This window comes from Pseudomonas sp. BW7P1 (assembly GCF_024981055.1).
Taxonomy (GTDB): domain Bacteria; phylum Pseudomonadota; class Gammaproteobacteria; order Pseudomonadales; family Pseudomonadaceae; genus Aquipseudomonas; species Aquipseudomonas bananamidigenes.
Genome location: NZ_CP103374.1, coordinates 1957955 through 1972992 on the forward strand (window position 1 = coordinate 1957955; position 15038 = coordinate 1972992).

Here is a 15038-nt window from a genome sequence, read left to right on the forward strand (position 1 = left end):
ATGGCTAACATTCCAACGATTTCTTTCGACGCCATCATCATTGGTGGCGGCGGTGCCGGCATGCGCGCAGCGCTGCAGCTGGCGCAGGGTGGTCACAAGACTGCCGTGATCACCAAGGTTTTCCCGACCCGTTCGCACACCGTATCCGCCCAGGGCGGCATCACCTGTGCCATCGCGTCGGCCGACCCGAACGATGACTGGCGCTGGCACATGTACGATACCGTCAAGGGTTCCGACTACATCGGTGACCAGGACGCTATCGAATACATGTGTCAGGAAGGCCCGGCTGCCGTTTTCGAGCTGGACCACATGGGTCTGCCGTTCTCGCGTACCGAAACCGGCCGTATCTACCAGCGTCCGTTCGGCGGCCAGTCGAAGGATTACGGTAAAGGCGGGCAGGCTGCCCGTACCTGCGCCGCTTCCGACCGTACCGGTCACGCGCTGCTGCACACCCTTTATCAGGGCAACCTGAAAGCCGGTACCACGTTCCTGAACGAGTACTACGCTGTCGATCTGGTGAAGAACGACGCAGGCGACTTCGTCGGTGTTATCGCCATCTGCATCGAAACCGGCGAAACCACTTACATCCGTTCGAAAGCCACCGTGCTGGCGACCGGCGGTGCAGGCCGTATCTACGCTTCCACCACCAATGCCCTGATCAACACCGGTGACGGTATCGGCATGGCTCTGCGGGCAGGCGTGCCGGTGCAGGACATTGAAATGTGGCAGTTCCACCCGACCGGCATCGCCGGCGCCGGTGTACTGGTTACAGAAGGCTGCCGTGGTGAAGGTGGTTACCTGATCAACAAGCACGGCGAGCGTTTCATGGAGCGTTATGCTCCGAACGCCAAAGACCTGGCTGGTCGTGACGTGGTGGCCCGCTCGATGGTTAAAGAGATCATCGCCGGCAACGGTTGCGGTCCGAATGGCGACCACGTAATGCTGAAACTCGACCACCTGGGCGAGGAAGTGTTGCACAGCCGTCTGCCGGGCATCTGCGAACTGTCGAAGACTTTCGCCCACGTAGACCCGGTGGTCGCTCCGGTTCCGGTCGTTCCGACCTGCCACTACATGATGGGCGGCGTTGCCACCAACATTCATGGTCAGGCGATCACCCAGGACGCCGATGGCGTGGACAAGATCATTCCGGGTCTGTTCGCGGTCGGTGAAGTGGCTTGCGTATCGGTTCACGGCGCCAACCGTCTGGGCGGCAACTCGCTGCTCGACCTGGTGGTGTTCGGCCGTGCTGCCGGGCTGCACCTGGAGAAGGCGCTGACTGACGGCATCGAATACGACGACGCCACCGAAGCCAACATCGAGGCTGCCCTGGCACGCCTGAGCGCGCTGAACAACCGTACCGACGGCGAAGACGTCGCGACCCTGCGTCGCGAGCTGCAAAGCTGCATGCAGAACTACTTCGGCGTATTCCGTACCGGCGAATACATGCAGAAGGGCATCGCCCAGCTGGCTGAACTGCGCAAGCGCATCGCCAACGTGAAGATCAACGATAAGTCGCAGGCGTTCAACACTGCGCGTATCGAAGCGCTGGAGCTGCAAAACCTGCTGGAAGTGGCTGAAGCTACCGCCATCGCTGCCGAAGAGCGTAAAGAGTCCCGCGGCGCTCACGCCCGTGAAGACTTCGAAGACCGTGACGACGAAAACTGGCTGTGCCACACCCTGTACTTCCCGGGTGAGAAACGTGTCGCCAAGCGTGCCGTGAACTTCTCGCCGAAGACTGTTCCGACTTTCGAACCTAAAGTCCGGACTTATTAAGGGTGACCGCCATGTTGAAAGTCAGTGTTTATCGTTACAACCCTGATCAGGACGCTGCGCCGTTCATGCAGGAATTCCAGGTCGATACCGGTGGTAAAGACCTGATGGTGCTGGACGTGCTGGCCCTCATCAAGGAGCAGGACGAAGGTTTCTCCTATCGTCGCTCCTGCCGTGAAGGCGTCTGCGGCTCCGACGGCATGAACATCAACGGCAAGAACGGCCTGGCGTGCATCACGCCGCTGTCCGCTGTCGTGAAAGGTAACAAGCTGGTCATTCGTCCTCTGCCAGGTTTGCCGGTTATCCGTGACCTGGTCGTCGATATGAGCATCTTCTACAAGCAATACGAGAAGGTTAAGCCATTCCTGCAGAACGACACGCCGGCTCCGGCCATCGAGCGTCTGCAGTCCCCTGAAGAGCGTGAAAAGCTCGACGGTCTGTACGAGTGCATCCTGTGCGCCTGCTGCTCGACCTCTTGCCCGTCCTTCTGGTGGAACCCGGACAAATTCCTGGGTCCGGCTGCACTGCTGCAAGCGTACCGCTTCCTGGCAGACAGCCGCGACACCAAGACGTCCGAGCGCCTGGCGTCCCTCGATGACCCGTTCAGCGTCTTCCGCTGCCGGGGCATCATGAACTGCGTCAACGTATGTCCGAAAGGCCTGAACCCGACTAAGGCCATCGGTCACATCCGTAACATGCTGCTTTCGAGCGGCGTGTGATTCAGAAGCTGTAACTGCCGTTCCAAAAAAGCGGCACCGCTGCACCGTACAGGTCAAGGCGCGGGCTTCAACCCGCGCCCTGGCTATAACCAGAGCAACAGCCATAAGCTGCGGCTCTTATTTTGAAGAAATGAGACAAGCAGGGGCATCCGGGCTGGTACCCGGACTATCAGTGTGATCCTAAGTGGCTTGTTTTGGTCGCTGCATTCGGACTTCTGCAAGTTTGCTCGGTGTCGACACCGATGGTGTTCCCCTAACCGAGGGTGACCAAGCATGCAAGAAAGCGTGATGCAGCGCATGTGGAACAGCGCCTACCTTTCCGGAGGTAACGCTGCCTATGTGGAAGAGCTTTATGAGCTCTACCTGCACGACCCTAACGCTGTGCCAGAAGAGTGGCGCAACTACTTCCAGAAGTTGCCTGCCGACGGCAACTCCTCCACCGATGTTTCGCACTCCACGATTCGCGATCATTTCGTGCTGCTGGCAAAGAACCAGCGCCGCGCCCAGCCGGTTTCCGCCGGCAGCGTGAGCACTGAGCACGAGAAGAAGCAAGTTGAAGTGCTGCGATTGATCCAGGCCTACCGTATGCGTGGCCACCAGGCAGCCCAGCTTGACCCGCTGGGACTGTGGCAGCGTCCTGCACCTGCAGACCTGTCGATCAATCATTACGGCTTGACCAATGCCGATCTTGATACGACCTTCCGTGCCGGCGACCTGTTCATCGGCAAAGAGGAAGCGAGCCTACGCGAAATTCACGAAGCGTTGCAGCAGACATATTGCCGCACCATCGGCGCTGAATTTACGCACATCACCGATTCCGAGCAGCGCCAGTGGTTCCAGCAGCGTCTGGAAAGCGTACGTGGCCGTCCGGAATACTCCGCCGACATCAAGAGTCACCTGCTCGAGCGCGTGACGGCCGGTGAAGGCCTGGAAAAATACCTGGGCACCAAATACCCGGGCACCAAGCGTTTCGGCCTGGAAGGCGGCGAAAGCCTGATTCCGATGCTCGACGAACTGATCCAGCGTTCCGGTTCCTACGGCACCAAGGAAGTCGTCATCGGCATGGCCCACCGTGGCCGTCTGAACGTGCTGGTCAACACCTTCGGCAAGAACCCGCGCGAGCTGTTCGACGAGTTCGAAGGCAAGAAGAAGGTCGAGCTGGGTTCCGGTGACGTCAAATACCACCAGGGCTTCTCGTCCAACGTGATGACCGCCGGCGGTGAAGTTCACCTGGCCATGGCGTTCAACCCGTCCCACCTGGAAATCGTTTCCCCGGTGGTCGAAGGTTCGGTGCGTGCCCGTCAGGACCGTCGCAACGATGCGACCGGCGAGAAAGTACTGCCGATCTCCATCCACGGTGACGCGGCATTCGCCGGTCAGGGCGTGGTGATGGAAACCTTCCAGATGTCGCAGACCCGCGGTTTCCGGACCGGCGGCACCGTGCACATCGTGATCAACAACCAGGTCGGTTTCACCATCAGCAACCCGCTGGACTCGCGCTCCACCGAGTACGCGACCGACGTTGCGAAGATGATCCAGGCGCCGATCCTCCATGTGAATGGCGATGATCCGGAAGCCGTACTGTTCGTGACCCAGCTGGCCATCGACTACCGCATGCAGTTCAAGCGTGACGTGGTGATCGACCTGGTCTGCTACCGTCGTCGCGGCCACAACGAGGCCGACGAGCCAAGCGGCACCCAGCCGCTGATGTATCAGCAGATCACCAAGCAGCGCACCACCCGTGAGCTGTACGCTGATCGCCTGACCCAGGCCGGTGTACTGGACGCAGAGCGTGTCCAGGCGAAAGTCGACGAATACCGCAACGCGCTGGACAACGGTCTGCACGTGGTGAAGTCGCTGGTCAAAGAGCCGAACAAAGAACTGTTCGTGGACTGGCGTCCGTATCTGGGCCACACCTGGACTGCGCGTCACGACACTCGTTTCGATCTGAAGACCCTGCAGGAACTGTCCGCCAAGCTGCTGGAAATTCCGGAAGGCTTCGTGGTTCAGCGCCAGGTCGCGAAGATCTATGAAGACCGCCAGAAGATGCAGGCCGGCGGCTTGCCGATCAACTGGGGTTATGCCGAAACCATGGCATACGCGACCCTGCAGTTCGAAGGTCACCCGATCCGCATGACCGGTCAGGACATCGGCCGCGGTACGTTCTCGCACCGTCACGCTGTTCTGCACAACCAGAAAGATGCGGGCACCTACGTGCCGTTGAAGCATCTGTTCGAGGGTCAGCCGCGTTTCGAACTGTACGACTCGTTCCTGTCGGAAGAGGCCGTGCTGGCGTTCGAATACGGTTACTCGACCACCACGCCGAACGCGCTGGTGATCTGGGAAGCCCAGTTCGGCGACTTCGCCAACGGTGCGCAGGTCGTGATCGACCAGTTCATCACCAGCGGCGAGCACAAGTGGGGCCGTCTCTGCGGTCTGACCATGCTGCTGCCGCACGGCTACGAAGGCCAGGGCCCTGAGCACAGCTCGGCACGTCTCGAGCGTTACCTGCAGCTGTGCGCCGAGCACAACATTCAGGTGTGCATGCCGACGACTCCTGCGCAGATCTACCACTTGCTGCGCCGTCAGGTGATCCGCCCGCTGCGCAAGCCGCTGGTAGTGCTGACTCCGAAGTCGCTGCTGCGTCACAAACTGGCAATCTCGACGCTGGAAGATCTGGCCGAGGGTTCGTTCCAGACCGTTATCCCGGAAATCGATGCACTGGACCCGAAAAAGGTCGAGCGCGTGGTTCTGTGCAGCGGCAAGGTTTACTACGACCTGCTGGAAAAACGCCGTGCCGAAGGCCGCGAAGATATCGCCATCGTGCGTATCGAGCAGCTGTACCCGTTCCCTGAGGACGACTTGAAAGAAGTCCTGGCTCCTTACACCAACGCCAAAGCGGCGGTTTGGTGTCAGGAAGAGCCGATGAACCAGGGCGCCTGGTACTGCAGCCAGCACCACCTGCGTCGCAGCATCAGCAACCTCAACAAGTCTCTCGTACTCGAGTACGCGGGCCGTGAGGCTTCTGCTGCACCTGCATGTGGTTACGCATCGATGCACGCCGAGCAGCAGGAAAAACTGCTGCAAGACGCGTTTACCGTTTAACGCCTTCGCGCACCTGAAACCGAATTTAAGGAACCACAGACAATGGCTATCGAGATCAAAGCCCCCACTTTCCCGGAATCGGTTGCCGATGGCACCGTTGCCACCTGGCACAAGCAACCGGGCGACGCCGTCAAGCGTGACGAACTGATCGTCGACATCGAAACCGACAAGGTCGTACTGGAAGTGCTGGCCACCGCCGACGGCGTACTGGGTGCAATCGTGAAGGGCGAGGGCGATACCGTCCTGTCCGACGAAGTCCTGGGCTCCATCGTTGAAGGCGGCGCTGCTGCCGCTGCTCCGGCTGCCGCTGCGGCTCCGGCCGCTGCTGCCGCTGCCCCGGCTGCTGCCGGCGCTGACGAAGATGCGATCGCTGCTCCGGCCGCTCGCAAGCTGGCCGAAGAAAACGGCATCAACCTGGCTTCCGTAAAAGGCACCGGCAAAGACGGCCGTGTGACCAAGGAAGACGTGGTTGCCGCTGTTGAAGCCAAGAAAGCCGCTCCGGCTGCCGCGCCTGCCAAGGCTGCTGCCCCGGCCGCTGCCGCTCCTGTGTTCGCTGCTGGCGACCGCATCGAGAAGCGCGTTCCGATGACCCGTGTTCGTGCCACCGTTGCCAAGCGTCTGGTAGAAGCCCAGTCCAACATGGCGATGCTGACCACTTTCAACGAAGTCGACATGACCGAAGTCATGGCCCTGCGTTCGAAGTACAAGGACCTGTTCGAGAAGTCCCACAACGGCGTGCGCCTGGGCTTCATGTCGTTCTTCGTGAAGGCTGCCACCGAAGCGCTGAAACGCTTCCCGGCGGTCAACGCTTCGATCGACGGCAACGACATCGTTTACCACGGTTATGCCGACATCGGCGTTGCTGTTTCCAGCGACCGTGGCCTGGTGGTTCCGGTTCTGCGTAACGCCGAGCACATGAGCCTGGCTGAAATCGAAAACGGCATCGCCACCTTCGGCAAAAAGGCCCGTGACGGCAAACTGTCGATGGACGAGATGACCGGCGGTACCTTCACCATCACCAACGGTGGTACCTTCGGTTCGATGATGTCGACCCCGATCGTCAACCCGCCGCAGGCAGCAATTCTGGGCATGCACAACATCATCCAGCGTCCGATGGCCATCAACGGTCAGGTCGTTATCCGTCCGATGATGTACCTGGCACTGTCCTACGATCACCGTCTGATCGATGGCAAAGAAGCTGTGACTTTCCTGGTGACCATCAAGAACCTGCTGGAAGATCCGGCTCGTCTGTTGCTGGATATCTGATAGAAGCAGTTGCGAGCTGCAAGCTTCAAGCTGCAAGTAAAGGCAGTTTGGCTTGTGGCTTGCGACTTGAAGCTTTTCGCTAAAGAGGATTTTTTGAATGTCGCAGAAATTTGACGTAGTAGTGATCGGTGCCGGCCCTGGCGGCTACGTAGCTGCCATCAAGGCCGCGCAACTCGGTCTGAGCACTGCCTGCATCGAGAAGTACACCGATGCCGAAGGCAAGCAAGCCCTGGGCGGTACCTGCCTGAACGTAGGCTGCATTCCGTCCAAGGCACTGCTGGACAGCTCCTGGAAATACAAGGAAGCCAAAGAAAGCTTCAACGTTCACGGTATCTCGACCGGCGAAGTCAAAATGGACGTCCCGGCGATGGTTGGCCGCAAGGCCGGCATCGTCAAGAACCTGACTGGCGGTGTCGCCACCCTGTTCAAGGCCAACGGCGTGACTTCGATCCAGGGCCACGGCAAGTTGCTGCTGGGCAAGAAAGTCGAAGTGACCAAGCCGGACGGTTCGGTCGAAGTGATCGAAGCCGAAAACATCATCCTGGCGCCAGGCTCGCGTCCGATCGACATTCCGCCGGCTCCGGTCGACCAGAAAGTCATCGTCGATTCGACCGGTGCTCTGGAGTTCCAGGCCGTTCCTAAACGTCTGGGCGTGATCGGCGCTGGTGTGATCGGTCTGGAACTGGGTTCGGTATGGTCGCGTCTGGGTGCACAGGTGACTGTCCTGGAAGCCCTGGACACCTTCCTGATGGCAGCGGACACCGCTGTTTCCAAGGAAGCGCTGAAAACCCTGACCAAGCAGGGTCTGGACATCAAGCTGGGCGCCCGCGTAACCGGTTCCAAAGTGAACGGCGACGAAGTTGAAGTCAGCTACACCGATGCCAACGGCGAACAGAAAATCGTTTTCGACAAGCTGATCGTAGCCGTTGGTCGCCGTCCGGTGACCACCGACCTGCTGTCGGCCGATTGCGGTGTGGAGATCGACGAGCGCGGCTTCATCAAGGTTGACGATCACTGCGCGACCACCGTACCGGGCGTCTACGCCATCGGTGACGTGGTTCGCGGCATGATGCTGGCGCACAAGGCCTCGGAAGAGGGCATCATGGTTGTCGAGCGCATCAAGGGTCACAAGGCCCAGATGAACTATGACCTGATCCCTTCGGTTATTTATACTCACCCGGAAATCGCATGGGTTGGTAAAACCGAGCAGGCCTTGAAAGCTGAAGGCGTTGAAGTTAACGTCGGCACCTTCCCGTTCGCAGCATCCGGCCGTGCCATGGCCGCCAACGATACCGGTGGTTTCGTCAAGGTCATCGCCGATGCCAAGACTGACCGCGTATTGGGCGTGCACGTGATTGGCCCGAGTGCCGCAGAACTGGTTCAGCAGGGCGCGATCGGTATGGAATTCGGCACCAGCGCTGAAGATCTGGGCATGATGGTCTTCTCCCATCCGACCCTGTCCGAAGCCTTGCACGAAGCTGCTCTGGCCGTGAATGGCGGCGCCATCCACGTTGCCAACCGCAAGAAGCGTTAACACACAATAAGAAACCACGGCGGTACGGCCCGTCGTGAGCCTTGCGTGCAAGACTCACCGCGGAATGTCCGCTGGACGCAGTCTTGCGTAGCTGCACCGGGTGTCCGGAACGGCTGCGCAAGCAGCAGTCACAGGTGGCGCGGCACTCATCAAGAGCGCAGCGCCGAATGCGCAGTACCTAACGAAGACGGTAAAAAGCATGAATCTTCACGAGTATCAGGGTAAGCAGCTGTTCGCTGAATACGGCCTGCCAGTTTCCACTGGTTTCGCAGTAGACACCCCGGAAGCAGCAGCAGAAGCTTGCGACAAAATCGGCGGCAACGAGTGGGTTGTCAAAGCCCAGGTTCACGCCGGTGGTCGCGGTAAAGCGGGCGGCGTAAAGCTGGTTCGCAGCAAAGAAGACGCCAAAGCCTTCGCACAGCAGTGGCTGGGCAAGCGTCTGGTGACTTACCAGACTGACGCCAATGGCCAGCCAGTCACCAAGATCCTGGTTGAATCGTGCACTGATATCGCTAAAGAGCTGTACCTGGGCGCTGTCGTTGACCGTTCGAGCCGTCGCATCGTGTTCATGGCTTCCACCGAAGGTGGCGTGGACATCGAGAAAATCGCTCACGACACTCCAGAAAAAATTCTGAAAGCCACCATCGATCCACTGGTCGGCGCTCAGCCGTTCCAGGGTCGCGAGCTGGCATTCCAGCTGGGTCTGGAAGGCAAGCAGGTTGCCCAGTTCGCCAAGATCTTCGTAGGTCTGGCCAAGCTGTTCAAGGATCACGACCTGGCCCTGCTGGAAGTGAACCCGCTGGTGATCAAGGCTGACGGCGATCTGCACTGCCTGGACGCCAAGATCAACATCGACGCCAACGCCATGTACCGTCAGCCTAAGCTGAAGACTTTCCACGATCCGTCCCAGGACGATCCGCGCGAAGCGCACGCTGCCAAGTTCGAACTGAACTACGTGGCGCTGGAAGGCAACATCGGCTGCATGGTGAACGGTGCCGGCCTGGCCATGGGTACCATGGACATCGTCAACCTGCACGGCGGCAAGCCAGCCAACTTCCTCGACGTAGGTGGTGGTGCTACCAAAGAGCGCGTGACCGAAGCATTCAAGATCATTCTGTCCGACAGCAATGTCGCTGCAGTACTGGTCAACATCTTCGGCGGCATCGTTCGTTGCGACATGATTGCCGAAGGCATCATCGGTGCAGTGAAAGAAGTCGGCGTGAAAATCCCGGTTGTTGTTCGTCTTGAAGGCAACAACGCTGAACTGGGCGCTAAAGTACTGGCAGAAAGCGGTTTGAACATCATCGCTGCTACCAGCCTGACCGACGCTGCTCAACAAGTCGTAAAAGCTGCGGAGGGCAAGTAATGAGCGTCCTGATCAATAAAGACACCAAAGTCATCTGCCAGGGCTTCACCGGCGCGCAGGGTACTTTCCACTCCGAACAAGCCATTGCCTACGGCACCAAAATGGTTGGCGGCGTGACTCCGGGCAAGGGTGGCACCACTCACCTGAACCTGCCTGTGTTCAACACCGTGAAAGAAGCCGTAGCCGCCACTGGCGCCACCGCCAGCGTGATCTACGTTCCGGCTCCTTTCTGCAAGGACTCGATCCTGGAAGCAGCTTTCGGCGGCATCAAGCTGATCGTCTGCATCACCGAAGGCATTCCTACCCTGGACATGCTGGACGCGAAGGTCAAGTGCGACGAGCTGGGTGTGACCCTGATCGGCCCTAACTGCCCAGGCGTGATCACTCCGGGCGAGTGCAAGATCGGCATCATGCCGGGTCACATCCACTTGCCAGGCAAGGTCGGTATCGTTTCCCGTTCCGGCACCCTGACCTACGAAGCCGTCAAGCAGACCACTGACGCCGGTTTCGGTCAGTCGACTTGCGTCGGCATCGGCGGTGACCCGATCCCGGGTTCGAACTTCATCGATATCCTGAAGCTGTTCCAGGAAGACCCGAAGACCGAAGCGATCGTAATGATCGGCGAGATCGGCGGTTCGGCTGAAGAAGAAGCGGCTGCCTACATCAAGGCCAACGTGACCAAGCCGGTTGTTTCCTACATTGCTGGTGTGACTGCTCCTCCGGGCAAGCGCATGGGCCATGCGGGTGCAATCATCTCCGGCGGTAAAGGCACTGCAGACGAGAAATTCGCTGCGCTGCAAGACGCAGGTGTAAAAACCGTGCGTTCGCTGGCAGACATCGGCAAGGCCCTGGCCGAGCTGACTGGCTGGGAAGTGAAGAAGTAAGCTTCGGCTGACTTTTTGCTCCAGCAACAAAGGCCACCTTCGGGTGGCCTTTGTCGTTTCCGGTCCTGGATTTGACGATGGCGATTTATAGGCACCTGTCCAATTACATGCAAAAACGCGACACAGACACGTCGCGTATCGGATAGTTCGCCCTCAAACAGTGCGTTTGTCAGACAAATTCGTTAGGCTAGCAGCCATTTTTGCGTCTGCCGCCCACAAGGCATGCAACGCGCTAAACGGGTCAGTCCCATACGGATTGACAGCATTTCCCTAACCCCACAGGGAAATCCCCCTCTAAATTCCGATTCAGTAGTGTGGTATTTCCTTAATGAAAGTTTTGAAAGGTCAGGACATCCTGGCACTTGGTTTTATGACATTCGCCCTGTTCGTCGGGGCCGGCAACATCATTTTCCCGCCTATCGTCGGTTTGCAGTCCGGACCCAACGTCTGGATGGCGGCGCTGGGCTTCCTGATCACGGCGGTCGGTCTGCCGGTGATCACCGTTGTCGCGCTGGCCAAGGTCGGCGGGGCGATGGATGCCTTGAGCACGCCGATCGGCAAGATTGCCGGGGGTGTGCTGGCCGCAGCCTGCTATCTGGCGGTCGGCCCGTTGTTCGCCACGCCGCGCACGGCGACCGTGTCCTTTGAAGTGGGCCTGGCGCCGCTGACCGGCGAGAGCCCGCTGGCATTGTTCCTCTACAGCACGGCTTACTTCCTGCTGGTGTTCTTCATTTCGCTCTATCCGGGCCGCTTGCTGGATACCGTAGGGCGTTTCCTCGCGCCGTTGAAGATCATCGCTCTGGCGGTGCTCGGTATCGCTGCCTTCGCGCTGCCGGCCGGTGATATCGGCGTCGCCACTCCGGAATACGTCGCCGCGCCGTTCTCTCAAGGCTTCATCAATGGTTACCTGACCATGGATACCCTTGGCGCCCTGGTGTTCGGCATTGTCATCGTCAACGCAATCCGTTCCCGTGGTGTTGAATCGCCAGCGCTGATCACCCGTTACGCGATCATCGCCGGGCTGATTGCCGGTGTCGGTCTGGCACTGGTGTACGTCAGCCTGTTCCGTCTGGGGTCCGGCAGTCATGAAGTGGCCGCTGGCGCAACCAACGGTGCCGCAGTGCTGCACGCTTATGTGCAACATACCTTCGGTTCCCTGGGCAGCGGGTTCCTCGCGGTGCTGATTTCCCTGGCGTGTCTGGTGACAGCGGTCGGCCTGACCTGTGCCTGTGCCGAGTACTTCAGCCGCGTAGTGCCGCTGTCCTACAAGACCCTGGTCGTCATCCTCGCGGCATTCTCGCTGCTGGTGTCCAACCTGGGCCTGACCAAGCTGATCGCCTTCTCGATTCCGGTACTGACCGCGATCTATCCGCCTTGCATCGTTCTGGTGGCCCTGAGCTTCTGTGCCGCGTTCTGGCATGAGCAGAGCCGCATCATGGGGCCGGTGATGCTGGTATCGTTCGTGTTCGGCACCATCGACGCCTTGAAGGGCGCCGGTCTGGCTGACTGGATGCCGTCGCAACTGTCCCATCTGCCGCTGAGCGAGCAGGGCCTGGCTTGGCTGGTGCCATGCGTGATGACGCTGGTGGTCGCGGTGGTTTGTGACCGTTTGCTGGGCAAGCGCGCCGAAGCCCTGGCCTGAGATTGCCGGCTCGCCACAAGCGGGCCCTGCGATTAAACAGAAATGCCCCGTATCAATCGATACGGGGCATTTTTTATGGGCGTCCGGCAGTGTCTTTTCCTTTCGGCTAACGTCGAAGGGAAGCCGAAATCTTCAACACAGGGAATTGCATGTCGTTCATCCAAGCCAACCTGATCCACCTGCTTGCCGCGCTCTGGTTCGTCATCTGCTGGGGCGGTTATACCCGTTACGCCACCTGGAAGGGCCGTGACACGGCGTGCCTGGCCAGCGTGTTGCACCTTTACCGCGAAGACTGGATGCGTCGCATGCTGCTGCGTGACAACCGCATCGCCGATGCCAGCGTGATCGGCAACCTCGAACGCAACGCCTCGTTCTTTGCTTCCAGCACCCTGATCATCCTGGCCGGCATTCTGACCGTACTCGGTGCGTCGGAACGCGCGGTATCGTTGCTGGCAGACATTCCAATGGTGCAACAGGCCTCTCAGGGAATGTCCGAGATCAAGTTGCTGTGCCTGGCGCTGGTATTCGTTTATGCCTTCTTCACGTTCAGCTGGTGCATGCGTCAGTACAACTTTGCGGCGGTACTCGTGGGCTCGGCGCCGATGATCGGCGAGCGTCAGGTTTCCGAGCAGGAGCGCAGGGCGTTTGCTTCCCGGGCGGCGCGAGTCATTTCGATGGCGGCCAACCAGTTCAACTTCGGGCTGCGCTCCTATTACTTCGGCATGAGCATGCTGGCCTGGTTCGTCAGCCCGTGGCTGTTCATGCTGATGAGTGCGGGGGTGGTGCTGGTGTTGTATCGCCGCGAGTTTCATTCCGACGTGCTCGATGTAATGGTCTATACCCCTACAGAGGCGCCGTTGCCCGAGACGATCAAAGAGGCTGCTTGAATGAGTATTCCGTTCTGGTGTGTGTTTATCAGTGCGTTGTTGATTTACGTGGCGCGCATGCCGGTGGGCAAGGCCATGAAAGAGCAGGGCGGTTACAACAATCACCTGCCGCGTCAGCAGCAGGCGCAGCTTACCGGTTACGGGGCCCGGGCACTGGCGGCGCATCAGAACAGCATTGAAGCGTTCATTCTGTTTGCGGTGGGTGTGCTGATGGCGCACACCACTCAGACAGTGGGTTGGCTGATCGATACCCTGGCAATCATCTTCGTGGTCGCCCGAATTCTCTATTTGTGGTTTTACCTGGCGGACATCCCCGGACTGCGCAGTCTGGTGTGGCTGGTCGGCCTGGTGTGCTCGTTGTTGTTGATGGTCAGTCCGACTTTTAGAACCGCACTGCTCTAAGCTGTCATTACCAAAAAAATCGCAGGCAAAAGAAAACCCGCACTTGGCGGGTTTTCTTTTTTGGCTTCCAGAAGCGGCTTATTGCTTCTTGGCAGCTTCGTCCGCAGCGGCTGCGTTCGATTCGGCCTGATCTTTGGCGGCTTCGGCGTTTTCTTTCGCCGCTTCGTTCACTTTATCCTGTGCTTCATTCATTTTCTGCTGAGCTTGTTCAGCATGTTGATTGGCATCTTGAGCTTTGTCCTCGGATTTTTTATCGCAGGCAGCGAGACCGAGGGAAGCGGTCAACATCAAGGCAATAGCTAAAGTCTTACGCATGGGGTGTTTCTCCTTATGGAAAATAACTACTGGCCTTAAGAACGCGACCCCCAAGATTAAGTTCCTCATTTCCATCAGATATATAAGTTTGTTATCCAACGGAACTTTTGCCGTTCCGGTCACTACCGGAAAGAGCGATTTGGAAGAGTAATTATCACATGGCCGAAAACCCTGTTTTTGAGCGTGCGACCCGCTTTCTTTCGGCACTGCGCCATTGTCAGGTGTTAGGCCTGAAAGTGCACAGCGCCAACAGCGAGGGCCTGACGGTGTTCTTGCCGTACAGCGCGCAAATCGTTGGCAACCCGCTGACTGGCGTGGTTCACGGCGGGGCGATCACGTCGCTGATGGACACCGCATGTGGCATGGCCACCTTGTGTGTTTTGCCCGAATTCGAAGTCTGCCCGACCCTGGATTTGCGCGTCGACTATATGCACGCGGCCGAACCGCACAAGGATGTGTATGGCTTCGCCCAGTGCTATCGCGTCACCACGGACGTGATCTTTGCCCGGGGTTTTGCCTATCAGGACGATCCCGGACAGCCGATTGCCCATGTCGTCGGCACTTTCATGCGTATGGGCAAGGGCCTCAAGGGGATCAAAGGCTTTGCTGGTGCGATCAAGGGAGACAGCCCATGAGTGATGATTTCAAACGGCAACTGCAAGATGCTCACGAGAAGGGTGACTACGCGCCGTTGCTGAAGCTGATTCCCTATGCCGGCCTGATCGGCGTCGAGTGTTCGCGGGTTGGTGATGACTTGCTGTTCAAGCTGCCGGCGAACAAGGACAACATTGGTAACCCTTTATTGCCGGCCATTCATGGCGGGGTGATTGCCGGGTTCATGGAGCTGTCCGCTGCCCTGCATCTGTTGATTTTCACCGGCGCGCCCGGTGTGCCGAAGATCATCGACTTCTCCCTCGATTACCTACGGGCCGGGCAGTTTCGCGATACCTGGGCCCGGTGCCAGGTCTGCCGTCAGGGGCGGCGGGTGGCCAACGTTGCGGTCACGGCCTGGCAGAGCACCGAAGGCGAGCCGATTGCCACAGCCCGTGCCCACTTCAAGATCGACGAGCCCTTGAAATCCTGAACACCGTCCCCAACTCAATGAGCAACCCGTCGCAGACCATCAGGGTCGCGGCCAATGCCATCTG

Annotated in this window: 13 protein-coding genes; 12 read left to right on the forward strand and 1 reads right to left on the reverse strand. The window is 59.0% G+C overall.

The features are described 5' to 3' along the window. The 10 genes from sdhA (at position 1) to NWV16_RS08945 (ending at position 13575) form a co-directional block, all read left to right on the forward strand. The gene (gene sdhA / locus NWV16_RS08900; RefSeq protein WP_260522741.1) at positions 1-1773 is read left to right on the forward strand and encodes a succinate dehydrogenase flavoprotein subunit; all 1773 of its coding nucleotides are present in this window, start codon (positions 1-3) and stop codon (positions 1771-1773) included. Positions 1774-1784: 11 nt separating this feature from the next. Then, complete coding sequence (locus NWV16_RS08905; RefSeq protein ID WP_065260469.1) at positions 1785-2489, forward strand: succinate dehydrogenase iron-sulfur subunit; 705 nt, start codon at positions 1785-1787, stop codon at positions 2487-2489. A 273-nt stretch (positions 2490-2762) separates the two neighbouring features. After that, the gene (locus tag NWV16_RS08910; RefSeq protein ID WP_065260466.1) at positions 2763-5594 is read left to right on the forward strand and encodes a 2-oxoglutarate dehydrogenase E1 component; all 2832 of its coding nucleotides are present in this window, start codon (positions 2763-2765) and stop codon (positions 5592-5594) included. Positions 5595-5636: 42 nt separating this feature from the next. Beyond that, positions 5637-6860 carry a 2-oxoglutarate dehydrogenase complex dihydrolipoyllysine-residue succinyltransferase gene (gene odhB, locus NWV16_RS08915; RefSeq protein ID WP_260522742.1) on the forward strand — a complete coding sequence of 408 codons (1224 nt, stop codon included), beginning with the start codon at positions 5637-5639 and terminating at the stop codon, positions 6858-6860. A 97-nt stretch (positions 6861-6957) separates the two neighbouring features. Further along, the gene (lpdA, locus tag NWV16_RS08920) at positions 6958-8394 is read left to right on the forward strand and encodes a dihydrolipoyl dehydrogenase (RefSeq protein WP_260522743.1); all 1437 of its coding nucleotides are present in this window, start codon (positions 6958-6960) and stop codon (positions 8392-8394) included. Positions 8395-8593: 199 nt separating this feature from the next. Continuing rightward, a complete protein-coding gene (gene sucC / locus NWV16_RS08925; protein ID WP_007959029.1) occupies positions 8594-9760 on the forward strand; it encodes an ADP-forming succinate--CoA ligase subunit beta in 1167 nt (388 codons plus the stop codon). Further along, complete coding sequence (gene sucD, locus NWV16_RS08930; RefSeq protein ID WP_065260463.1) at positions 9760-10644, forward strand: succinate--CoA ligase subunit alpha; 885 nt, start codon at positions 9760-9762, stop codon at positions 10642-10644. The genes sucC and sucD overlap by 1 nt, the downstream gene beginning before the upstream one ends. A 328-nt stretch (positions 10645-10972) precedes the next feature. Then, complete coding sequence (brnQ, locus tag NWV16_RS08935) at positions 10973-12286, forward strand: branched-chain amino acid transport system II carrier protein (protein WP_065260462.1); 1314 nt, start codon at positions 10973-10975, stop codon at positions 12284-12286. Positions 12287-12435: 149 nt separating this feature from the next. Further along, positions 12436-13173: a DUF599 domain-containing protein gene (locus NWV16_RS08940; protein WP_260522744.1), complete on the forward strand. Its 738-nt coding sequence runs from the start codon at positions 12436-12438 to the stop codon at positions 13171-13173. Then, positions 13174-13575, forward strand: coding sequence for an MAPEG family protein (locus tag NWV16_RS08945; protein ID WP_260522745.1), 402 nt, complete (start codon positions 13174-13176; stop codon positions 13573-13575). 78 nt (positions 13576-13653) lie between these two features. Here the strand turns inward: NWV16_RS08945 and NWV16_RS08950 are convergent, their stop codons facing one another. Continuing rightward, positions 13654-13890 (reverse strand): hypothetical protein, encoded by a 237-nt coding sequence (locus NWV16_RS08950; protein ID WP_065260459.1) that lies wholly within the window; start codon positions 13888-13890, stop codon positions 13654-13656. A gap of 158 nt (positions 13891-14048) precedes the next feature. On the opposite strand from NWV16_RS08950, the gene NWV16_RS08955 reads away from it, so the two are divergent. Together NWV16_RS08955 and NWV16_RS08960 are read left to right on the forward strand one after the other, a co-directional pair. Further along, entirely contained in the window at positions 14049-14525 is a 477-nt protein-coding gene (locus NWV16_RS08955) for a PaaI family thioesterase (protein WP_260522746.1), read from the forward strand. Next, positions 14522-14974 (forward strand): PaaI family thioesterase, encoded by a 453-nt coding sequence (locus tag NWV16_RS08960; protein WP_065260457.1) that lies wholly within the window; start codon positions 14522-14524, stop codon positions 14972-14974. Before NWV16_RS08955 ends, NWV16_RS08960 begins: the two co-directional genes overlap by 4 nt. The last annotated feature ends 64 nt before the right edge of the window (positions 14975-15038 follow it).

Bases quoted from the DNA above. Each gene is read 5' to 3' on its own strand.
- sdhA (WP_260522741.1), top strand. From the start codon at position 1: ATGGCTAACATTCCAACGATTTCTTTCGACGCCATCATCATTGGTGGC.
- NWV16_RS08905 (WP_065260469.1), top strand. From the start codon at position 1,785: ATGTTGAAAGTCAGTGTTTATCGTTACAACCCTGATCAGGACGCTGCG.
- NWV16_RS08910 (WP_065260466.1), top strand. From the start codon at position 2,763: ATGCAAGAAAGCGTGATGCAGCGCATGTGGAACAGCGCCTACCTTTCC.
- odhB (WP_260522742.1), top strand. From the start codon at position 5,637: ATGGCTATCGAGATCAAAGCCCCCACTTTCCCGGAATCGGTTGCCGAT.
- lpdA (WP_260522743.1), top strand. From the start codon at position 6,958: ATGTCGCAGAAATTTGACGTAGTAGTGATCGGTGCCGGCCCTGGCGGC.
- sucC (WP_007959029.1), top strand. From the start codon at position 8,594: ATGAATCTTCACGAGTATCAGGGTAAGCAGCTGTTCGCTGAATACGGC.
- sucD (WP_065260463.1), top strand. From the start codon at position 9,760: ATGAGCGTCCTGATCAATAAAGACACCAAAGTCATCTGCCAGGGCTTC.
- brnQ (WP_065260462.1), top strand. From the start codon at position 10,973: ATGAAAGTTTTGAAAGGTCAGGACATCCTGGCACTTGGTTTTATGACA.
- NWV16_RS08940 (WP_260522744.1), top strand. From the start codon at position 12,436: ATGTCGTTCATCCAAGCCAACCTGATCCACCTGCTTGCCGCGCTCTGG.
- NWV16_RS08945 (WP_260522745.1), top strand. From the start codon at position 13,174: ATGAGTATTCCGTTCTGGTGTGTGTTTATCAGTGCGTTGTTGATTTAC.
- NWV16_RS08950 (WP_065260459.1), bottom strand. From the start codon at position 13,890: ATGCGTAAGACTTTAGCTATTGCCTTGATGTTGACCGCTTCCCTCGGT.
- NWV16_RS08955 (WP_260522746.1), top strand. From the start codon at position 14,049: ATGGCCGAAAACCCTGTTTTTGAGCGTGCGACCCGCTTTCTTTCGGCA.
- NWV16_RS08960 (WP_065260457.1), top strand. From the start codon at position 14,522: ATGAGTGATGATTTCAAACGGCAACTGCAAGATGCTCACGAGAAGGGT.